The sequence below is a fragment of the Nostoc sp. NOS(2021) genome (assembly GCF_017115025.1).
In the GTDB taxonomy this organism is placed as follows: Bacteria; Cyanobacteriota; Cyanobacteriia; order Cyanobacteriales; family Nostocaceae; genus Nostoc.
The window spans coordinates 13,487-32,799 of the sequence record NZ_JABXKM010000016.1 but is presented as its reverse complement, the minus strand read 5'-3'; the positions used below and the strand labels follow the sequence as shown (position 1 = coordinate 32,799).

The 19,313-nt window shown below is 39.5% G+C and carries 14 protein-coding genes; 11 read left to right on the top strand and 3 right to left on the bottom strand.

What is annotated here, in order from left to right; genetic code table 11:
- Positions 1–160 precede the first annotated feature (160 nt).
- From HWQ41_RS00600 to HWQ41_RS00560, 9 genes are all read left to right on the top strand, one after another.
- A complete protein-coding gene (locus HWQ41_RS00600) occupies positions 161–2,188 on the top strand; it encodes a hypothetical protein (RefSeq protein ID WP_292758810.1) in 2,028 nt (675 codons plus the stop codon).
- 61 nt (positions 2,189–2,249) lie between these two features.
- Positions 2,250–2,786: a hypothetical protein gene (locus HWQ41_RS00595; protein ID WP_292758807.1), complete on the top strand. Its 537-nt coding sequence runs from the start codon at positions 2,250–2,252 to the stop codon at positions 2,784–2,786.
- A complete protein-coding gene (locus tag HWQ41_RS00590) occupies positions 2,786–3,097 on the top strand; it encodes a hypothetical protein (RefSeq protein ID WP_292758805.1) in 312 nt (103 codons plus the stop codon). Before HWQ41_RS00595 ends, HWQ41_RS00590 begins: the two co-directional genes overlap by 1 nt.
- Positions 3,098–3,221: 124 nt before the next feature.
- Positions 3,222–4,058 (top strand): hypothetical protein, encoded by an 837-nt coding sequence (locus HWQ41_RS00585; protein ID WP_292758802.1) that lies wholly within the window; start codon positions 3,222–3,224, stop codon positions 4,056–4,058.
- Positions 4,059–4,209: 151 nt separating this feature from the next.
- Positions 4,210–4,671: an EVE domain-containing protein gene (locus HWQ41_RS00580; protein ID WP_292758799.1), complete on the top strand. Its 462-nt coding sequence runs from the start codon at positions 4,210–4,212 to the stop codon at positions 4,669–4,671.
- A 278-nt stretch (positions 4,672–4,949) separates the two neighbouring features.
- Entirely contained in the window at positions 4,950–8,849 is a 3,900-nt protein-coding gene (locus HWQ41_RS00575) for a DUF3883 domain-containing protein (protein WP_292758796.1), read from the top strand.
- A 348-nt stretch (positions 8,850–9,197) separates the two neighbouring features.
- Positions 9,198–10,274: a tyrosine-type recombinase/integrase gene (locus tag HWQ41_RS00570; protein ID WP_292758793.1), complete on the top strand. Its 1,077-nt coding sequence runs from the start codon at positions 9,198–9,200 to the stop codon at positions 10,272–10,274.
- Positions 10,275–10,343: 69 nt separating this feature from the next.
- Positions 10,344–13,661 (top strand): helicase-related protein, encoded by a 3,318-nt coding sequence (locus HWQ41_RS00565; protein ID WP_292758790.1) that lies wholly within the window; start codon positions 10,344–10,346, stop codon positions 13,659–13,661.
- A 170-nt stretch (positions 13,662–13,831) separates the two neighbouring features.
- The gene (locus HWQ41_RS00560) at positions 13,832–15,748 is read left to right on the top strand and encodes a helix-turn-helix domain-containing protein (protein ID WP_292758787.1); all 1,917 of its coding nucleotides are present in this window, start codon (positions 13,832–13,834) and stop codon (positions 15,746–15,748) included.
- Positions 15,749–16,085: 337 nt separating this feature from the next.
- Here HWQ41_RS00560 and HWQ41_RS00555 read toward each other — a convergent pair whose 3' ends face one another.
- From HWQ41_RS00555 to HWQ41_RS00545, 3 genes are all read right to left on the bottom strand, one after another.
- On the bottom strand, positions 16,086–16,319 hold the full coding sequence (locus HWQ41_RS00555; RefSeq protein ID WP_292758785.1) for a hypothetical protein: 234 nt from the start codon (positions 16,317–16,319) through the stop codon (positions 16,086–16,088).
- A 1-nt stretch (position 16,320) separates the two neighbouring features.
- On the bottom strand, positions 16,321–16,962 hold the full coding sequence (locus HWQ41_RS00550; protein WP_292758782.1) for a ParA family protein: 642 nt from the start codon (positions 16,960–16,962) through the stop codon (positions 16,321–16,323).
- A gap of 281 nt (positions 16,963–17,243) precedes the next feature.
- On the bottom strand, positions 17,244–17,387 hold the full coding sequence (locus HWQ41_RS00545; protein ID WP_292758779.1) for a hypothetical protein: 144 nt from the start codon (positions 17,385–17,387) through the stop codon (positions 17,244–17,246).
- 103 nt (positions 17,388–17,490) lie between these two features.
- On the opposite strand from HWQ41_RS00545, the gene HWQ41_RS00540 reads away from it, so the two are divergent.
- Together HWQ41_RS00540 and HWQ41_RS00535 are read left to right on the top strand one after the other, a co-directional pair.
- On the top strand, positions 17,491–18,192 hold the full coding sequence (locus tag HWQ41_RS00540; RefSeq protein ID WP_292758776.1) for a hypothetical protein: 702 nt from the start codon (positions 17,491–17,493) through the stop codon (positions 18,190–18,192).
- A 553-nt stretch (positions 18,193–18,745) separates the two neighbouring features.
- The gene (locus HWQ41_RS00535; protein ID WP_292758773.1) at positions 18,746–19,129 is read left to right on the top strand and encodes a hypothetical protein; all 384 of its coding nucleotides are present in this window, start codon (positions 18,746–18,748) and stop codon (positions 19,127–19,129) included.
- Positions 19,130–19,313: the final 184 nt, after the last annotated feature.

The following is a 19,313-nucleotide window of genomic DNA, read 5'->3' as shown; positions in this document are numbered from 1 at the left end:
GACAGTCTTTGTCAGTGCGTTAGGAGTGGCTTTATGGCTATCTCCTAACGTTATATCAAAGAGTATTGGCTCATGGCTAATTTTAGGCGCTATGGGTTCGCTGGTGAGCGCTCAATTTATTGTTGATTCTGCTGAAAAAATTAATGATAAAAACCTGAAATTGGCTGATGAAAAAATCAGTAACTTTCAGCAAGAACTGAACGATGAACGCTCTTTATTTTCTGCGAAGCTTAGAGAAAATCAAAAACAAGCTGAGTTCTTATCTCAACTGACTGACGAAAATCAAAAACTCAAAATAAATTCGGAAGCGCTTCAAGCTGGACTACAGATAGCACAAACCAAAATCAAATCTCTTACGACTGTTAATACCAATGAAGCTGTGGAATTTTTGAATGGTACTTTTAGTGAGTTTCAGGATGGGTTAGAAGGATTCTTCCGAATATTTGCGCGGCGATACCAAGATGTAAAAGGCTGGGATGAGGTGGTCGAGAAGTACGCACAAGAGGTTGATTTTTTGAAAAACAAAATAGATGTTATAGCAGCCACAGACAATGTAAAAGACCTGATAGGCAATGCCTTAGCACTGCAATATGAAATTATTCAAATAGGCTCCCGGCTGAAAAATCGTGCCTATAAATCAGTCGTGGTTTATCTCGAAGCTTGTCTCTTGGAGGTTGTTTCGATAGAGTCACACAACGAAATTATCGGTAATTTAAAAACGGAGTATGTTAAAAATATTAATTCTATCCGTCAAGAGTATGGGCAGTTGGTGAATGGTGCTACTGAGAAATTTAGTCAGCATTTGAATGAGATGTATGGACAGGGGATGAGCGATACCGAAGTCATCGAAGCTTTACAGGCTGAAATTTATCATTTAAAGCAAGAGCTTGCAGAAGCAAGTAAACCCCTGCGTTTCCCAACCACTACAGAACAAGCGCGAGTGGGAAATTGCATTATTGATTATTTCTATCGGATGAGCATCTGCTTGGATGCTATTGATTGGGATCTTTTAGAAATAGGATATAAGCTGCTATTTCATGTCGGGCGCAATGGCTCTCGTTTTATTTCTGCTGACCTGCTTAACAACAACGACGCACCACAGAAAATTAAAGAGTTATCAGGAGCTATCAATCTGCCGAGCTTCACTCACAATGTTCGTGGTGGGCACATGGTTCTCGAAATTCAAACCAGATATCCTGAAAAGAAAAAATCATCTTTAGATGAAATCAGTCGATTGTGGGTGTCTGCGGCTAAATTCGAGCAGACTGTTAAGGCTTGGTCGCGGGTGAGAATCACAGGGGGCAGCGAATCAGGGAAGTCTCCTACTGCTGAAAACTTGGCAGTATGTATTCTCAAAAATCGTTCTGGCGTTGCAAAATTGTTTAACCCTCAATTTAATTCGCTCAAGAACTATTGGACTATTCCTGTAACGGGAACTAGCCACCCTGACTCAGAAAAAGGGATTGCTGACTTAGCTAAAAAAGTAGATGCTAGATCAACAGGGGTAGAACCAAAAGAGTCCTTCGAGCTTTACATTTTTGACGAAATTGATTCAACAATGAGTCACACCAAGGGCAAAAAATCAATTATTGGTGGCAATGTTAATTTCATTATTAAGCAGGTATCGCACCAGAATTTAGGCGCAATATTCATCGGTCAAAATGCGAATGTAAGCGAGTATCCAGGCATGGACAGAAGCGATTGGAACAGCGCTGTTAATCTCCATCTTGGAGCAAATTCAAAAGATGCCATTACCAATTCAAATCAATTTACAAGTAGCGAACAGGAGAAGCTCAAATCTATTGCTAATAAACTAACGGAGTTTTGCGAGGCGAAAAATGAAGAATTAGGTTTGCAATATAACGACCCCGGCGCTTATCGTTTTGCACTGGTTGTTGAGCCTAATAAAAAGCCCTATTTTATAGAATTACCTAGCTTTGGTTTATACGCTGACGACGAAAATCATGGACTGATGTACGGGACTGATGAAAAACTCCCCGAAACAGTCCATAGCCTAAAACCTTTGCCAGCTAAGGGACTGCTGGGGACTGAAATCAGTCCAAAATCCGGTATAGGGGGGGTCTGCTGCCCGGACTGTTCAAGCTTTGATTTAAGGAAAAATGGTAAAAAGCTGTCAGCACAGCGATATGTCTGTCGCTCTTGTAGAAGAAATTTTTCTGTAAAATAATCAACCACTTTCTAATTTAATAACTGAAAGTATCTGTGTGCGTTTGCATTCCAATAACAAGATGACTAAAACACCAAGACCTACCTCAATTCTAGGTGAGTTGGCTTATCAAAAAGGCTATTCTCAAGCGCTGGAGGATTATGCGCTCACCAATTTATTAGAAACAGTAAAACAGATATATCCTATCCTTACTGAATCCGAGTCTAGTTTAATTGCTGCCTTACTGATAAAACAGTCACTACAAGCGATTAACTTTGAACTTGTCAGCAATTATCTTCATAGCATTCGTACCGCACATTCAGTTGATGCCTTTACCGCGCCCATCACATTGGAATATCCTCAATCCTTGGAGCTTCCTAATCTATCAGAAACCCCATCACCGTACTATGCTATTGGAGATAGAGTTCGCCTAACTCCCATTGATGGCGCTAGTGAATGGGGGATATTAATTGGCTATTACCTCTGCTACGCTGCTCATCGCTGCCAATGGGTGTACCGCTATATTCTTTTTTTAGATGAAAGCTCAACTAGTGCTGCTTGGGTAAAAGCAACTTTTGCTTGGGAAGATGAAGTCGAATGCCTGTTGGGTAAGGTTTAATGAGTAGTCCTAAATCACCTCGGCCTTTAACTTCCCAACAATTAAAACGATTGAAAGCATATATTTATGCTGAACCAATCTTGGATCTTCAGGAATTTGTTGCTACTTGGGATCTTAATCGACAATTGATCGCTCAAGTTTGCCGGGTTGATCTGAGAACTGTCAACACCTGGTTTTCTCAAGGGCGCACTCATCAAAATCCCCAAACCTACCATTTATGGTATTTGACTACAGCCGATATTATTTTACAGCAGTATGAATACCTCCCAGAGTTCTTGCAGGCACTACTGTGTCCCCTTGATGATTATTAGATGCCGATAATCTATATCGTTGTCAAAAAGTCAATGATAATTCATCATATATTTCCCTAGCCAATTTAATTAGGCTGGTTTTGATTTATCCGTTTTGTCATTGATTTAAAGCACTTTTTGATTTATGAGCCTTAGTGACTTTATTGAATTACCAGATGTTAAGGCAAGATTTAAAGCAGAATTCCCTAAGCCCAAGCTGGATGTAAAGCAAGGAATATTGGCTGCGGCACCGAATGGTAGTGATGTCAGATTGGTAGGTACGGCTTATGATTATTTACTGCGGTTCTATATTAAGTATCAAAATCCTCACGCTCAGGAATTAGAATGGATTGCTGAGTATGCCTTGCGTCATTTTAACCGTAGGGGTCAAAATGATTTGTTTAACCAAGCGAAAAATGTTATAGACCAAGCCCGTAACAATTACCAAGAATTCTTAACCAATGGACAATTCACAAATGAACTGCTCCAATCAGCCCTTTTGCTAGGAAGGCTAGATGCAGTTATGCGGGCGGGCTATATTCATGATGCGTGGTCAGCAATTAATCAGCAAGATATTCAGGATTTGCGAAATTTAGTTTCGTTATTAAAGCCTGATCTTTTTAAGTCTTCGGAGAAGACAATTCTGAATCCTACCTGGCCCAATGCTGCCCGACTAGTTCGTGCCGCCGATGGCGATTTAATCCTTGATGATTTGCTTGTGGATTTTAAGACACTTAAAGAACTTAAGCTGGGACTCAGAGACTTTCATCAGTTGATGGGGTACTATACTTTGTCGGTGATTCAGAGAACGCTGCAAGAAGATGCCATTGAGTTAAAGCGTCTAGCGATATATTATTCACGTTTTGCGGTGCTTTATCAAATTAATGTAAAAGATGTAGTTAATTTTGAGACTTTCCCCAGTTTCCTAGACTGGTTTATAGAAAGAGCGCAACGATATAGTGGCTATACGTTAATTAACTAAATTGTTTGCGGAGTTGAAAGCCCTTCAATATGAAGCAAATGCCCAAGGTGTAATCCGAGGGCTTTTGGCTGTTGGGGATAAACGTATCTAATCACAAAAAATAGAGAGAAGGATGGTAGATTAGAAAGCTTGTATATCTCTAATCTATTCGATGAATTATTGGCTGATGAAGTCAGAACCAGAAGTCTATGGCATCGCTGACCTTCAACGGGAATGTGAGACTATCTGGGACGGTGTTCGCAATTATCAAGCTCGTAATTATTTGCGTCAAATGCAGCTTGGAGACAAGGCTTTTTTCTATCACTCGAACACCAATCCTCCTGGTATTGCTGGGCTAATGCGTGTAGTGAAAACGGGTATTGCTGATCCGACCCAGTTTGAGCCAAATAATAAATATTATGATCCGAAATCAAGTCTTGAATCTCCGCGCTGGCAAACAGTTATAGTGGAATTCGTTGAAACTTTTTCTCACCCCATCTTGCTATCAACGCTCAGGGAGAAGTTTAGCTCTGAGGAATTAATTGTGGTCAGACCAGGAAATCGATTATCGGTAATGCCTGTCCCTGAAGCGGTGGCGAAGATTATTCTAGCGATCGCGGACAATGGCGCGTAGCCCATCACGATAGTCGCAGTCTGGGTATTACAGTGGAATGCTAATTCTGTCGTTGATCAATAAGTAGCACTTAACTTTTCCAGATATACACATACTTGGGTTTGAGAGATTTTTTTATGTGTTACCGTACAAAATTTACGTTTTGGCATGATGACCCCTTTACTTGGACAAGAGATTTTGGGAACCCTAAGAGAAAGAAAGCAAAGATGAAATGCGTCTAAGACTTTTAATACTACAACTTACTATCTAACAGAAAATCAAGACTTACTAGGAAAAATATGGATATCAAACAGAAGGCAGATGACGCGAGGAAGAAGGCGTACCAGAAGGTTATTGCTACAAAACTCCTTGACGGGATTGACCAGTTATCTGGCAGAGCTTCTTCAAAGAGGCGATGGATTTGGGAATTACTGCAAAATGCCAAGGATGTCGCCAATGAGCAAGTCAACGTTGAAGTTGTTCTGACGAAAGACTATGTTGAGTTCAAACACAATGGAAACCCTTTCTCAATTGAAAACATTACTTATCTGATTGAACAGGTTTCCAGCAAGCATCGAAGTACTGAAACAAATGAAGTACCTAAAACAACAGGCAAATTTGGAACAGGTTTCATGACAACTCACCTACTTTCACGAAAAGTTGAAGTTAGTGGGATTTTACAAGATATAGAAGAAGATTCTTTGAGATACAAGCGTTTCAATGTGGTTTTAGACAGAAGCGCAACAGACTTAGACGAAATGATTCAAAACGTGGATGCTGCTTACTCTATCTTTGAAGAAATTGATAACGATAATCTCTACCCCTTGCTAGAAAATTATCAGCAGAATCAAGACCTTGATACATCATTTCGCTACATTTTGGACGATGCAGGCTTACTGACTGCTGAAGTAGGTATTCAAGATTTACATAATGTGGCTGCTTATGCACTTGCTTTCATTCCTACTATTCAGTCTGTTACAGTCACCGACCATATAAAGGACTCAATATACGTTTATCAAAGAGTCAATCGTCATCAGATTGGTAAAATATCAATTGTGACTATCGAGAAAGAGAGTACTGACTCTCTTTTATGTGAGACGCAAATCATTGCCTGCTTATCCAACGACAATCAAACTATCACCATTGCAATTGAAGTTGAAGCATTAGGAGAAGATATCTACTCGTTCAAGGAAATTGCTAACGAAATTCCCACTCTTTTCTGTGAATTTCCGCTCGTTGGCTCAGAGAGTTTCCCCTATCCTGTTGTGATTAACAGTCCTTTATTTAATCCTACTGAACCCAGAAATGGCATCTGGCTGAACCTTGAAAATGAACATAAGACACCGCTAAATAAAACGATTCTTGAAGAAGCGACCTCACTCTATGGGGACTTGCTCAACCAAGTTACATCAGACTGGCAAAATGTCCATTTGTTGGGAAAACTGAAAAGCAAAGCGAAACTACCAGAAAACATCGATACCAACTGGTACATAGAAAATATTTCCAATCAAATTGTGGCAAAACTTACTGCTGCTCAAGTGGTAGACACAGTTTCTGGCAACAGAATATGCCTGAGTGAAGCCCTAATTCCAAACTGCAAGTTAAAGCGTGATGTAGAGCAATTTGCTCAACTGGCTTCTTCACTCCACGCTAATCGTTTACCTAAACCCGATCATGTCCTAGATTGGTATGACATTCTCAAGTCTGATTTTGGAAAGGAGTTTTTACCAGAAAATAGATATGCCTTAGAGGATTTGCTGCAAGATGTTGCCGAGCAGGAAACGATTGGGCAACTGGCTGCACGTCTCTCTAAGAGTGACCCAGATGCTTTAGCCTGGATTAATCAAATTATTGCTTTCACAAGCAAAGAAAGTGAAAAGTTCTTAGATAGCTATACTGTTATTCCGAATCAATATGACCGATTCAAGACAAAGAAAGAACTATACCAAGATTTAGGAATCCCAGAAGCTTTAAAGGACATCCTTAGAATTTTGGATCTAGACTGGAGAGAAAATCTAGTTCACAAGGACATTAATTATCAACTCTCGAACGTTCTTGATATTCACAAAGCTACTGATGAAATCAACAAGCTCATCAGAAAAAAGGAGCATTTATCTCTAAGGGTGGCAGTATATAATCTTGTGAGTTGCTTTCCAATTGACGCTATTTACGCGCAAGATAGCAAACTAGTTTCAATCAGAAATCTCATTTGGAACTTTTCACGAAATCTCGACAATACTGTACCTGAGCAGATTACTTTAGAAGCATGGACATCCATTCTTTGGCAAGAAGCTGATCTATGGCTTATGGAAACTTTGGTTAAGGATATTGAAGAGCTAGGTAATGTTGAAAATTTTACCAGAAAACTCCATGTAACTACTGAAGATTCTATTTCTTGGCTTGATCGCTTTATTAGATTTTTAGGGGAACATAATCAAGCCAAACTTTACAGTAAACGAGCTATTTTCCCAAATCAGGAGGGCATATTCAAAAAAGAGGAAGAGCTTTATATTGACAAAAATATCCCTGATGAATTGAAGGATGTTTTAGAAGATTTTGGTTGTGGCTATAGAGGAAAGCTTTTGAACCGTGGTATTCAAGGCTTCGATAATAATCCGAATAAATTTACTGTAAAAGATGTTTCAGATATGATTGAGAAGGTCATCAAAAAATCAGATGATCAGGAGGGCTATAATTTCAGTGTCCCCATCTACAATCTCATCAGCTATTTCCGAGATTTTGAGCCGAATGACTCAACAAAACTAGCTTTATGGCAATTTGCCAACCGATTATACTCAGGTAAAATCCCATCAATAAAATTGCTACCTAACCTACAAGATTTTTCTTGGGATGCTTGTAATACATGGCTGTTAAAGTCGATGCTTGCAGAAATCACTTCTCTCAAGAAGCTGGAGGAGTTTGTCAAATATTTTAATTCGGATCACAATACAGCAATTGAATGGCTCGATAACTTTAGCTTTTTTGTAGCTAATCAGGATGAACGATTGCTTAATAGGTATGCCTGCCTTCCTAACCAATCTAGTTTGTTCATGCACAAGAAGGATCTGAAAAAGGATGGGGGTATTCCAGAAGAATTAAAAGTAGTTTGTGAGCTTCTTACTTCTAATCACTGGAATGACTTTCTGCTTCATAAAAGTTTGGTAAAGATTGAAAAATTGTTCGAGACGGAAGAGACGAAAACTATCGAAGACATTGCTAGAGAAATTGATCGAGAAATTCAACAATGGGAACGAAATGGTAAAGCAGGAGATTCAAGGTTTATCGAAGTAATTACCCAGATGATTGAATGGTCTAAGAATCAGCGAGACAATAAGGAAGTTGAAAGGCTATTTCTTTACTTCTATACGAATCAAGCGCAACTATTCCTGAAGGCATTGAATAACAACAATGTAAGTCAGGGAGTTTTCGCTATTCTTAGCCATCCAGAGAAACTACCGACTCTAGTTAAATTGGCAGAGAATCCTAATCTATCAGAAAAAGACTTAGCTGACTTTGCTGAGAATCCAGCACAATTCAAAGAGTTTCAGGATCTGAGAGGACAGATATCCTCACAAGACCTGAAGGAATTTATAGATAACCAGCAAGAATTTCAGGCATTTAGGATTTTGACTGAGGAAGTATCCTTTAAAGAAATTAGTGAATTGGTAGAAAATAAAGACAAGTTCGACGCATTGAAACATCTATCGAAACTTCTACAAGACTCTGCTGATTCTGGTGCAACTTCAGAGTTGATTATTGCCTTACAAGAGTTAGGGGTTTATGAGACAGTGGCATCTATCTTTTTGAGTACCAGCACCGGTCAAGTGCGGGATATGCCTGAAATTACTATCGACAAAGAAGATATGGCTGCTATTGGTCGAAAGGGAGAAGAGTTTGTTTACCAGAAGCTGGTTAAGAAATTTGGTGAAGAGCGTGTGCGCTGGCTCAATAAAGATTATGAGGGATTTGGCCCATACGACTTTGTTGTTACAGGCAGCAACGGACAGGAAGATATCTACATCGATGCAAAAGCGACTTCAACTCAAGAGTCCAGCGCCGATAGGATTCCCTTTTATGTAGGTAGCTCAGAGTGGGATTTTTCTGCGAAAAGCGATCGCTATTATCTGGCTAGAGTATTTAGGATTCGGACTGCACCAACAGTTAAGTTTTTGAAATTTGTGCGATTACTCAATGATTGAAGATGTATCACTGATTTGGCTCAATCAGGTTCCAGCATTTATGAAAATTCATCTAGCGCTTTGCTTGCTCCCTTTCTTTCTGAGACTAAGTTGAGAGAGTTGGGTATTGGCTGATTCCTTGTTGAAACAAAGCGATCGCCTTCCTTGTGCCAAAAATGATATCAATGATATCAATGCCCCACCCAGAGGAAGCGTTCGCGCTTACGTGGGGAGTGCTTCACCGCAGGTATCCCAAAGGCAAAAAGGCCGCTCTCTTCCCCCAGGCGCTCCGAAACCTCTCCCAAAATAAGAGCTTACGCCCAAAACAAGTAATTTCGGGTAGAAGCTATTTTTAAATCATCTAGTCCCATGCAGCTGGATAATGTTGTTGGTATTGGAAAAGCCCATTCCCAATACCGCAGCCTGGGTGGGGTCATGAGCAAAGATACAGAACCCGTTGAGTTAGTTATAGTCCAAAAATTAGAAAGTTCTCTCAGTGCGAAAATTGAGACATACTTTGCTGGCTCCATTGACTCTGACCCGGATGTGTTGGAGGAACTACTTAAATCCAAAAACAGTGAGGGAACCCGTCGGGCTTACCGCAAAGATATCACGGATTTTTTTACTCGCATGACTGGGCAACGTCCTAACCGGGATTCTATTTTGGAGTTTTTACACCTGGACGGTCACAAAGCAACGCTGGTAGTGACTAAATATAGATCCACGCTTAATGAAGCTTCCCTAGCACCGAACACGATTAACCGCCGACTGGCTGCAATTAAATCTCTGGTTGCTTTTGGCCGAAAGCTGGGTGTATGCAACTATGCTGTGGATGTGGATAGTATCCCAGTGCAGTCATACCGCGACACTAGCGGTTGTACAGGCGAGGAATTTTTGACAGTCATTAAGGGGTGCGATCGCTCGACTTTAGCGGGAAAACGGGACTATGCTTTGTTGCTGCTACTGTGGGGCAATGCTTTGAGGAGAAATGAGATTAGTACCTTAGATATAAGACATTTTGACACATCTAGAGGGACGCTATCAATTTGGGGTAAGGGCAAGCAAGTACGAGTGACAATCAATCTGCCAAAAGTCACTGTGATAGCGATTACTGATTGGGTGATTGCCCGTGGTGGTGATATGTCTTCGTCCCGCCCATTATTTACCTCGGTGGACTTCCAAAATTCTGGTCACAGGTTAACCGGGGATGGCATTTATAAAATAGTCAAGCGCTTGTTTAAACGGGCTGGTGTTGAAAAACAGATGTCCCCGCACCGTTGTCGCCACAGTGCTATCACTGCTGTACTTGAAAAGACCGATGGCAATGTGCGGAAAGCTCAGAAACTCAGTAGACACGCTAAACTAAATACGCTCCAAATTTACGACGACAACCGCAATCGTGATCAATTAGAGATGTCTGAATTGCTGATGGACGGATTGGATTGATGGTTTAGAACAGTTTGTTGGATTGCCTTACCATTAACCCACTGAAAATTTCCAACAGAGTATGAAATCATGCCACGCATCTTTGACAACATCGACTTACAACTGCTACCGATTTTGCGGGATACCCTCAAAGTATCTTATCGGGCTGATTTTTGCGTGGGTTATTTTAACCTCAGAGGCTGGCGCAAGCTTGATGATTTAATTGAACAGTATGTGGGGGGAGAAACTTCTTGTTGTCGGTTGTTAGTGGGGATGCAAGGTTTACCCAGCGATGAAGTGCATACGGCATTTACGTTGGGTGCTGGGGAGGGTAAGCTCGATAATAGCACTATTATTCGTCTCAAAAAAAAGATAGCGGCGGAGTTTCGCCAACAGCTTACCATAGGTGCGCCAACAGACGATCATGAAGCAGGGTTACGTCGTTTAAGTCGCCAACTAAAAACGAAGAAATTAGTTATTAAATTATTTTTAGCCCATCCCCTCCACGCTAAGTTATACCTCGTTCATCGCCATGACCCCAATAGTCCGATAGTTGGGTTTTTAGGTAGTAGTAATTTGACTTTGGCAGGGTTGAGAAAACAAGGGGAATTAAATGTTGATATTTTAGACCATGATGCAACGAATAAACTGCAAAAGTGGTTTGAAGACCGTTGGAAAGATTACGGCTGTATCGATATTTCTAAAGAGCTTGCAGAAATAATTGATAATAGTTGGGCAAGAGAAGAATTAATTCCCCCGTATCATATTTACTTGAAGATTGCTTATCATTTATCCCATGAAGCAATCGCCGGAATTTCCGAATTCCGAATTCCCCGTGAATTTAATAATTTGTTTGATTTCCAAAAAGCCGCCGTACAGCTAGCAGCGCGTCATGTAACTCGCCGTGGTGGGGTAATTGTCGGCGATGTCGTGGGGCTTGGTAAAACATTAGTTGGAACAGCTTTAGCAAAAATATTACAAGAAGATTGTTTTTTGGAAACCTTAATTATTTGTCCAAAAAACTTAACTTCGATGTGGCAAGAATATGTGGATACTTATCGGCTTTATGCTAAGGTGATGCCCATTAGTAAAGTCCAAAATTTATTACCAGAATTACGTCGTTATCGGGTTGTATTAATAGATGAAAGTCATAATTTACGCAATCGAGAGGGTAAAAGATATCGGGCGATCGCTGAATATATTACAGCCAATGAAAGCAAATGTATTTTACTTTCGGCAACACCATATAATAAAACTTATCTTGACCTTTCTTCTCAATTAAGATTATTTGTTCCTGAAGACCAAGATTTAGGTTTTAGACCAGAAACTTTAATCAATGAATTGGGTGGCGGTTCGTTAGGCGAATTGCAATTTATTAGAAAGTATCAATGTTCTGTTAAGTCTCTTGCTGCTTTTGAAAAAAGCGAACATTCCGACGATTGGCGAGAATTGATGAAACGCTATATGGTGCGGCGGACTCGTTCGTTTATTAAAGATAATTATGCCAAATCAGACCCAAATTCTTCTTCCCTGAGTCAGGATAAACAAAAAGTAACACGTAAATACTTAGAGTTTACCGATGGTAGACGTTCTTATTTTCCTGACCGTTTACCACGCACTATTAAATTCACTTTAGATACTTCTAATGACTCCTATTCTAGTCTTTATTCAGAAGCAGTAATTCAAGTAATTAATCAATTAAATTTACCCCGTTATGGATTGGGTAATTATGTACTTGCAAAACCTAAACAACCACCAACAGATGCAGAACAGCGCCAAATTAGTGGCTTATTTCGCGGGGGACGGAGGTTGATGGGTTTTTCTCGCACTAATTTATTTAAACGCTTAGAAAGTAGTGGTTCTGCTTTTATTCAATCAATTGAACGTCACATTTTACGGAATTTTATTTATTTATATGCTTTAGAAAACGAGCTTGATATCCCTATTGGTACTCAAGATGCAGAATTATTAGATACGAGGAATAATGATGAGGATGCTGATTCGGTTATAGCAAGTTTATTTGATATAGAAATAGAAGAAGATGACCTCACCTCCTTACCCCATTCTCCACAAGCAGAGAAGGGAGAAAAAGTCGGAGAAGAAATTCTCACCTCCCCAGCAGGGATGGGGTCAACAGAAAAAGTTTTTAGACAACAAGCAGAGTCAATTTATCAGGAATATACTACCCGATATCAACGTCGTTTTAAGTGGTTGCGTTCGTCATTATTTGATATTAAAAAACTAAAAAAAGATTTATTAGCCGATGCGAAAGCACTAATTAATATATTACAAAATATTGGTAAATGGAATTCTCAAGCAGATGAAAAATTGATAGCCCTAATAAATCTGCTAACAAAAACTCATCCTAATGAAAAGGTATTAATTTTTACACAATTTGCAGATTCGGTACGCTACATAACAGATAACTTACAGGCAAAAAATATTACCAAGGTAGCAGGAGTAACGGGGCGATCACAATATCCTACGGAACTGACGGGAAAATTTAGTCCTGTGAGTAATAATCAGCGACATAGGGTATCGTCAACAGATGAATTACGTATATTAATCGCTACAGATATTTTAAGTGAAGGTCATAATTTACAAGATTGTGCAATTATCGTCAATTGGGATTTACCTTGGGCGATTATTCGATTAATTCAAAGGGCTGGACGGGTTGATCGAATTGGACAAAATGCTCAAGAAATTCTCTGTTATTCTTTTCTTCCTGCTGAAGGTGTGGAACGGATTATTAATTTGCGGGGAAGACTTAAGCAAAGATTACAAGAAAATGCCGAAGTTGTGGGAACTGATGAGGCATTTTTTGAGGATGATGATGCACAAGTAATTTGGGATTTGTATAATGAAAAATCGGGTATTTTAGATGGAGATGAAGATACAGAAGTTGACTTAACATCGGAAGCATTTCAAATTTGGAAAAAGGCAACTGATAATAATCCTGGGCTAAAAAAAACCATTGAAGAGATGCCCAATGTGGTTTATTCTACTCGTGAACATATACCTCAAATAGTGCAACCAGAGGGAGTATTAATGTATATGAAAACCACTGAAGGGAATGATTCTTTAATTTATGTTGATCGCAATGGCAATAGTGTTACCCAATCTCAAATAGCTGTGTTAAAAATGGCATCTTGTGATGAATATACACTAGCAATAGCTAAAGATAAACAGCATCACAATTTAGTTAAAAAAGGTGCGGAATTACTGGCTGAGGAAGAAAAAAATATGGGTGGTCAATTAGGTAGACCATCGGGTGCGAGATTCCGTAGTTACGAACGATTGAAAAGTTATACACAGGAGATGAAGGGTACTTTATTTGTAACTGACGAACTATTAAAAGCGATTGATGATATTTATCGTTACCCGGTAAACCAAAGAAGCGGGTTTTAAATGTTGATGATATTGCTCCGTTGAAGCCTTTTCACTGGGGTTATCATTTTGATAAGGTTTTAGAAATAGGTGGGTTTGATGCGATTATTACTAATCCCCCTTGGGAAATTTTCAAGCCTCAAGCAAAAGAATTCTTCGCACAGCATAATGAATTGGTGACGAAGAATAAGATGGATATTAAAGTTTTTGAAAAAGAACAGAAAAGACTTTTGGAAAACCCTGAAGTTGCAGAAGCTTGGTTGGACTATCAAAGCCAATATCCTCATGTAAGTGCTTATTTTCGTTCATCTGAACAGTACAAAAATCAGATTTCCGTTGTAAATGGCAAGAAAGCAGGAACCGACATTAATCTCTACAAATTATTTCTCGAACAGTGCTTTAACCTTTTGCGTCCAAATGGTGAGTGTGGAATTGTAATTCCTAGTGGTATTTATACTGACTTAGGTGCTAAACAACTACGAGAAATGTTGTTTAATCAAACAAATATTACAGGTTTATTCTGCTTTGAAAATCGAAAAACAATTTTTGAAGAAGTTGATAGTCGTTTTAAGTTTGTTGTCCTTACATTTTTAAAAGGTGGAAAAACAATAGAATTTCCATCTGCTTTTATGCGTCATGATGTGCAAGAACTTCAAAGATTTCCAAGTAATGATAGTTTGTCAATTACTATTGATATGGTGCGGAAAATATCACCTGATAGTTTAGGAATAGTTGAATTTGCGAATAATTATGATTTATTAATAGCAGAAAAAGTTTCTAAATACCCACTTTTAGGCCAAAAGCTAAATAACTCTTGGAATATTAATTTACAAAGCGAATTTCACATGACCAATGATAGCTATCTCTTTTGCAAAGATGGCCAACCTGGAATGATGCCTTTATATGAAGGCAAAATGATTCACCAATTTAACCATCAGTTTGAAAAACCGCGCTACTGGATTGTTGAAAAAGAAGGAAGAGCAGCTGTACTTGGAAGAAAACAAGATAAAGGACAAAAAGTTGACTACCAGGATTACAGGCTTGGGTTTCGCAAGATAGCAAGTAGTACAAATGAGAGAACAATGATTTCAGCAATCATTCCTCAAAAATTTCACTCAGAAAGTTTTCAATCTGTTCGTACATATGACGATAAAGGGAATCGTCAGATTAACTATGATGTAATGCTTTATCTTGGCGGAGTTTGGAATAGCTTTGTTTTAGATTATTTACTACGTCTGAGAGTAACAGCTAATGTGAATTTTTTTTACGTTTACCAATTACCTATCCTACGTTTAACAGAAGGTGATAAATACTTCAATGAAATCGTCGAACGTGCAGCCAAACTCATTTGCACCACGCCAGAATTTGACGAACTAGCACAAGAAGTTGGACTCGGTTCCCACACTAACGGAATCACCGACGGAAGCGAAAGAGCCAAACTCCGCGCAGAACTCGACGGAATCATAGCTCACCTCTACGGTTTAACCGAAGCAGAATTTGCATACATCCTTACTACATTCCCCATCGTTCCCGAACAAGTTAAACAAGACGCATTAACAGCATATCAAGACTTTGCACCCCTAACAGGTGACGCGGAAATTGTGGAACTCATCACCACCCAAGACGAAAGCTCCACGTTAGAATTTAAATCTACCGCTCGTTGGGATGTGGATAAAAACCAAAGAAATCCTGAAATGGAGCAAGTCATTCTCAAAACAGTTGCATCTTTCCTCAACACCGAAAAAGGTGGAACATTATTAATAGGAGTCACCGACGACAAAGAATTTATCGGACTCGAATTAGACTATCAAACCTTCAGCAAATCAAATAAACGTGACGCATATCAGCTATTTCTCGTCAACGATTTATTACTACCGAAACTAGGAAAAGATTTAGCAACTTTAATCGATATCACCTTCCATGAAGTCGAGCGCAGAGATGTATGTCGCATCACCGTAAAACCTTCACCTCGTCGAGTATTCGTTGAGGTAAAAACCAAGGGTGAGAAAATGCAACGCTGTTTATTCGTGCGGAGTGGAAATTTAACTAGCAAGCTGACAACAGACGAAGAGATTGACAACTATTGCAAATCACGCTGGCTAGAATAATTTGCATTTTAGATTTATTCATCGTGTTCTTACAAGAAGTTGAGCTAGGTCGAGGGGGAGTATTATCTCCATTGGTGTTGTCGGTTAACGGGGTCAAAGGGGTATTGAGCCGAGATACGTATCTCGGCTCAATACCTATTAGCAAACTGCCCCAGAAAGTATTCGTAAACTCTACCCAAAATATATCTCCATTGCCCTGTGAAACCGATTCAGCCGAGTTTCTGACAAAACATGCTTTGTCAGTATATCTTGTGTTGAAAACTATGAAATCAGAAATCGCTAAAAGAAGAAAGCAAGAAATCGTCTTTTCGTCCTTTCGCTAAATGACGAATCTTTACTAGCCATGATTATCTGTCCAGTATTTAAAAATCCGTTGCAATAGCTCGACTTGGGTACAACCGTAAGTAGCAGCCGCAATCTTAAAATCCTTTTTAAACTCGGCAGGTACTTTAAAATTCAGGTTGGAAATTTCACCTGGATCGGGCTTCTCCAAGTTATCTTTTGTTTCCTTAATACTAGGGGGTTCACCTTTGCTTGCTTTTCGTGGTGGTGGAGGTGGTTTAGTTGACATATCATTCCTCTTGCTCACTCAACAGATCAATAATTCCTTGTACTACTTGTTCCGCACGTTGCTTCAAGGTAGGAAACGTAACTTCGGAAAGAGCGCGACCATTATCACTTGCCTGACGGTAAGCAGTTTTTTCAGGGATTGAGCCAGCCACTGTGTCATAACCAGCCTTACGAATATACGATCGGGCTTCTTCAATCTCATTCTCCCGATCGCCAACTCGACATAAAACAAAAATAATTTTATCCGTAGCGATTTTGGCGTTTACCAATTCATGCGCCAACAGCACAGACGGTTTGAGATCATCCAGCGATAAGCCTGTGGGCAGAACTACTAAATCACTTGCACGGGCAATCTCTAGACTGCTTTGCGTCGAATGCGGTGCGCCGTCCAAAATCACGATGTCATAAACATCAGCGTGTTTAAGTGCTTGAGCTACGGTGCGGAATTGTTCAACTGCAATTTGTGGTTGGATATTATTTACTTCCCGACGCTGTTTCCAATCAGTACTCGTGCCTTGAGAAATATCTAGGTCGGCAATCTTTACATCCCAGCCAGCAGCAGCATACTCACGGGCAATTAATCTAGCTAAAGTGCTTTTTGAAACGCCGCCTTTTTGGGAAATGACACCCACTAATACGGTCATCGTGTTTTCGTCCTTTCGCCCAAGAGCGATTTATTTATATCGTTTTTTCGTTCTTTATTCAAGTACGATTTCGTTATAGCAAGAAAAAACGATTTAAACAAAGAACGAAATCGTTATTTCGCTAAAAGCATTTGATATCGGGGGATGATAGGGTTTACCCCATCGAGGCGAATGCCAATCACTTGCCTGGGGGTTAAACTCCCAACCAGCATAGTAAATTAAAAATCTACGAAGTAAGCTTGTCCTTTGAAGCAACCGATAGGGCATTTCGGCTCAATGCTTCAGCCCTCTTCATCAGGCTGTTTGGTATCGTCTTCATCTTCATTGCTAGAATCTCCATTTTGCAAACTCATTGCGCCAAAGGAATACCCTACTGCAACCTTGACCATATCAAAGTAAGCAGGTCGATTTTCCTTATCAATCACGGCTCATTGTAAAATATCCGTAAATCAATCAACCCAGCAGAGCGTCGGAAACTTTAGCTGGGTTGATTTGTAGCTTATAAACTCAAATAAACTTTATCAAATTATGCAGCAAATAGAAAGCATATCACCAGGCACTATCAATCAGGCTGTTTTCATCATTGCTCTTAGATACAGAGTTATTCACAAAAGCCTTCTTTATCCAGAAACTTACATTAATAGTGACCAAAGATATAAATTCATGCCCCGAATAATTGAGATGAATAATTTAACCAAGACAATAGAGGACAGTGGCGGTCGCTCTGCCAACACCAACAAAGAATACTTTAAACTATTGCATGAGTTTGTAGTTGAGTTGGCTAAGGTCAAGCAAATGTCTGCTGATGCAATATATGAGGTAATCTTCACAGAGGTAAATAGCATTCAAAAAAATATAGCTGATAATCTACTGCGAACTAAAAGAGAGGAAAAGCAATTTGAGGAAACAGCAAAGCTTTTTTTAAAAGGTATACCTATAATATTTATAATTATTTTCTTATTTATAGGTATCAGCGCAGGTGTAAACACGCTTCGCCAACGTGTTCTCAATACCGAAGAGGTTGAGCGTTTAAGGATTGAGAATGCACAACTACAAGAAGAAAATAGACAACTAAAGGCTGTTGCAAAAAACTTTGATAATTTCAAAAAAGAACGTTCTCAGTTTGAGAAATTAAAAGCTAGAAATGAAAACCTCACACAAAAAAATAATGAACTGAATGACCGAATAATCCAGTGCAAGAAGCCATTTTGGGAAAGAGTCTGCAATTAATACTAGGTAAAAATCTAATTTTGCAATCTGGGTTGATTTATCTAAATCTTCCCCAGACTCCCCAGCGCTTTTTACGATTTTGGCAGAAGCTGGGACAGATGCCGCGCAGTACGTCAGAAGTGTGGAGCATCAAAAACTGACTGCTGCGATCGCTCCCCCAATTTGATTTTTCCCGATATCGGGAAAGTTTGAGAGCTATTCGTCTGGGACATCGCACACCCCGCACCATTAACGGGCGCGGATATTTAGTATTGTTGGCACAGTGATGCCTTGTTTTAGAAAATAATTAATTCCCAATTTGGGGAAAAAATCAGAGTCAGAGTGCATCCCGCTTTGACAAAGCCGACGCATAAATCTAGGGGTTAGCTTACAAATAATGAAGGTTTAATGGCACTAAGAAAAGCGCAAATCCCTAATCTGACTGACTTTTGATGTTCTTTAAAGCAACCGATAGCGATTTTGATATCATCACACTACAGCTTGCGGTCTGAGTTGAAATCCGAATGGCAGCGATCGCGTGTAACTTAAATAGAATTTAGGGTTCTGTGATGCTATGTTATTTTTGACTACCTGCGTAATCGATGAAGGTGTGTATGACTCATCTTTTATCGTCGTGGAGGCGGAATCTGAGTTAGAGATTGCCGAATATATGCTGTCCGATACATCAAAATGGGAATGGTTTCTAGACCGAGCATACCCCCATGACTGGCAGCAGCGTCAACGAAATTTTGCAGGATCTTTGATGGACTGTATCCGCTCTAATCCTGCGATAAGTCCACAAGAATTACTGGATTTGATTAACATCACTTCTGTGGACGGTGACTCTACATCGCAATTGAGGATTCATCCAATCACCGTGCGATCGCTGCGGGAGGTAGAAACTGATCCTTGGAAACGGCAAGACCTAAATAGAAGAGTACTGGCTGTTGAACGTTAGCAGAGTCTAAAGGTATATATTTTTACAAAATTGTTCTTTTTTAGTTGCTCACTTTGTAGCCCGCTTTTCTTTTGCTTCTGTCTACCTGTTAATAAAACTTCAAAACTCGACATATATTAAACAAGTTATATAACTATCTTGACACTAGATAACAGGTTGCTTATAGTTATAACAACTTGGGAAT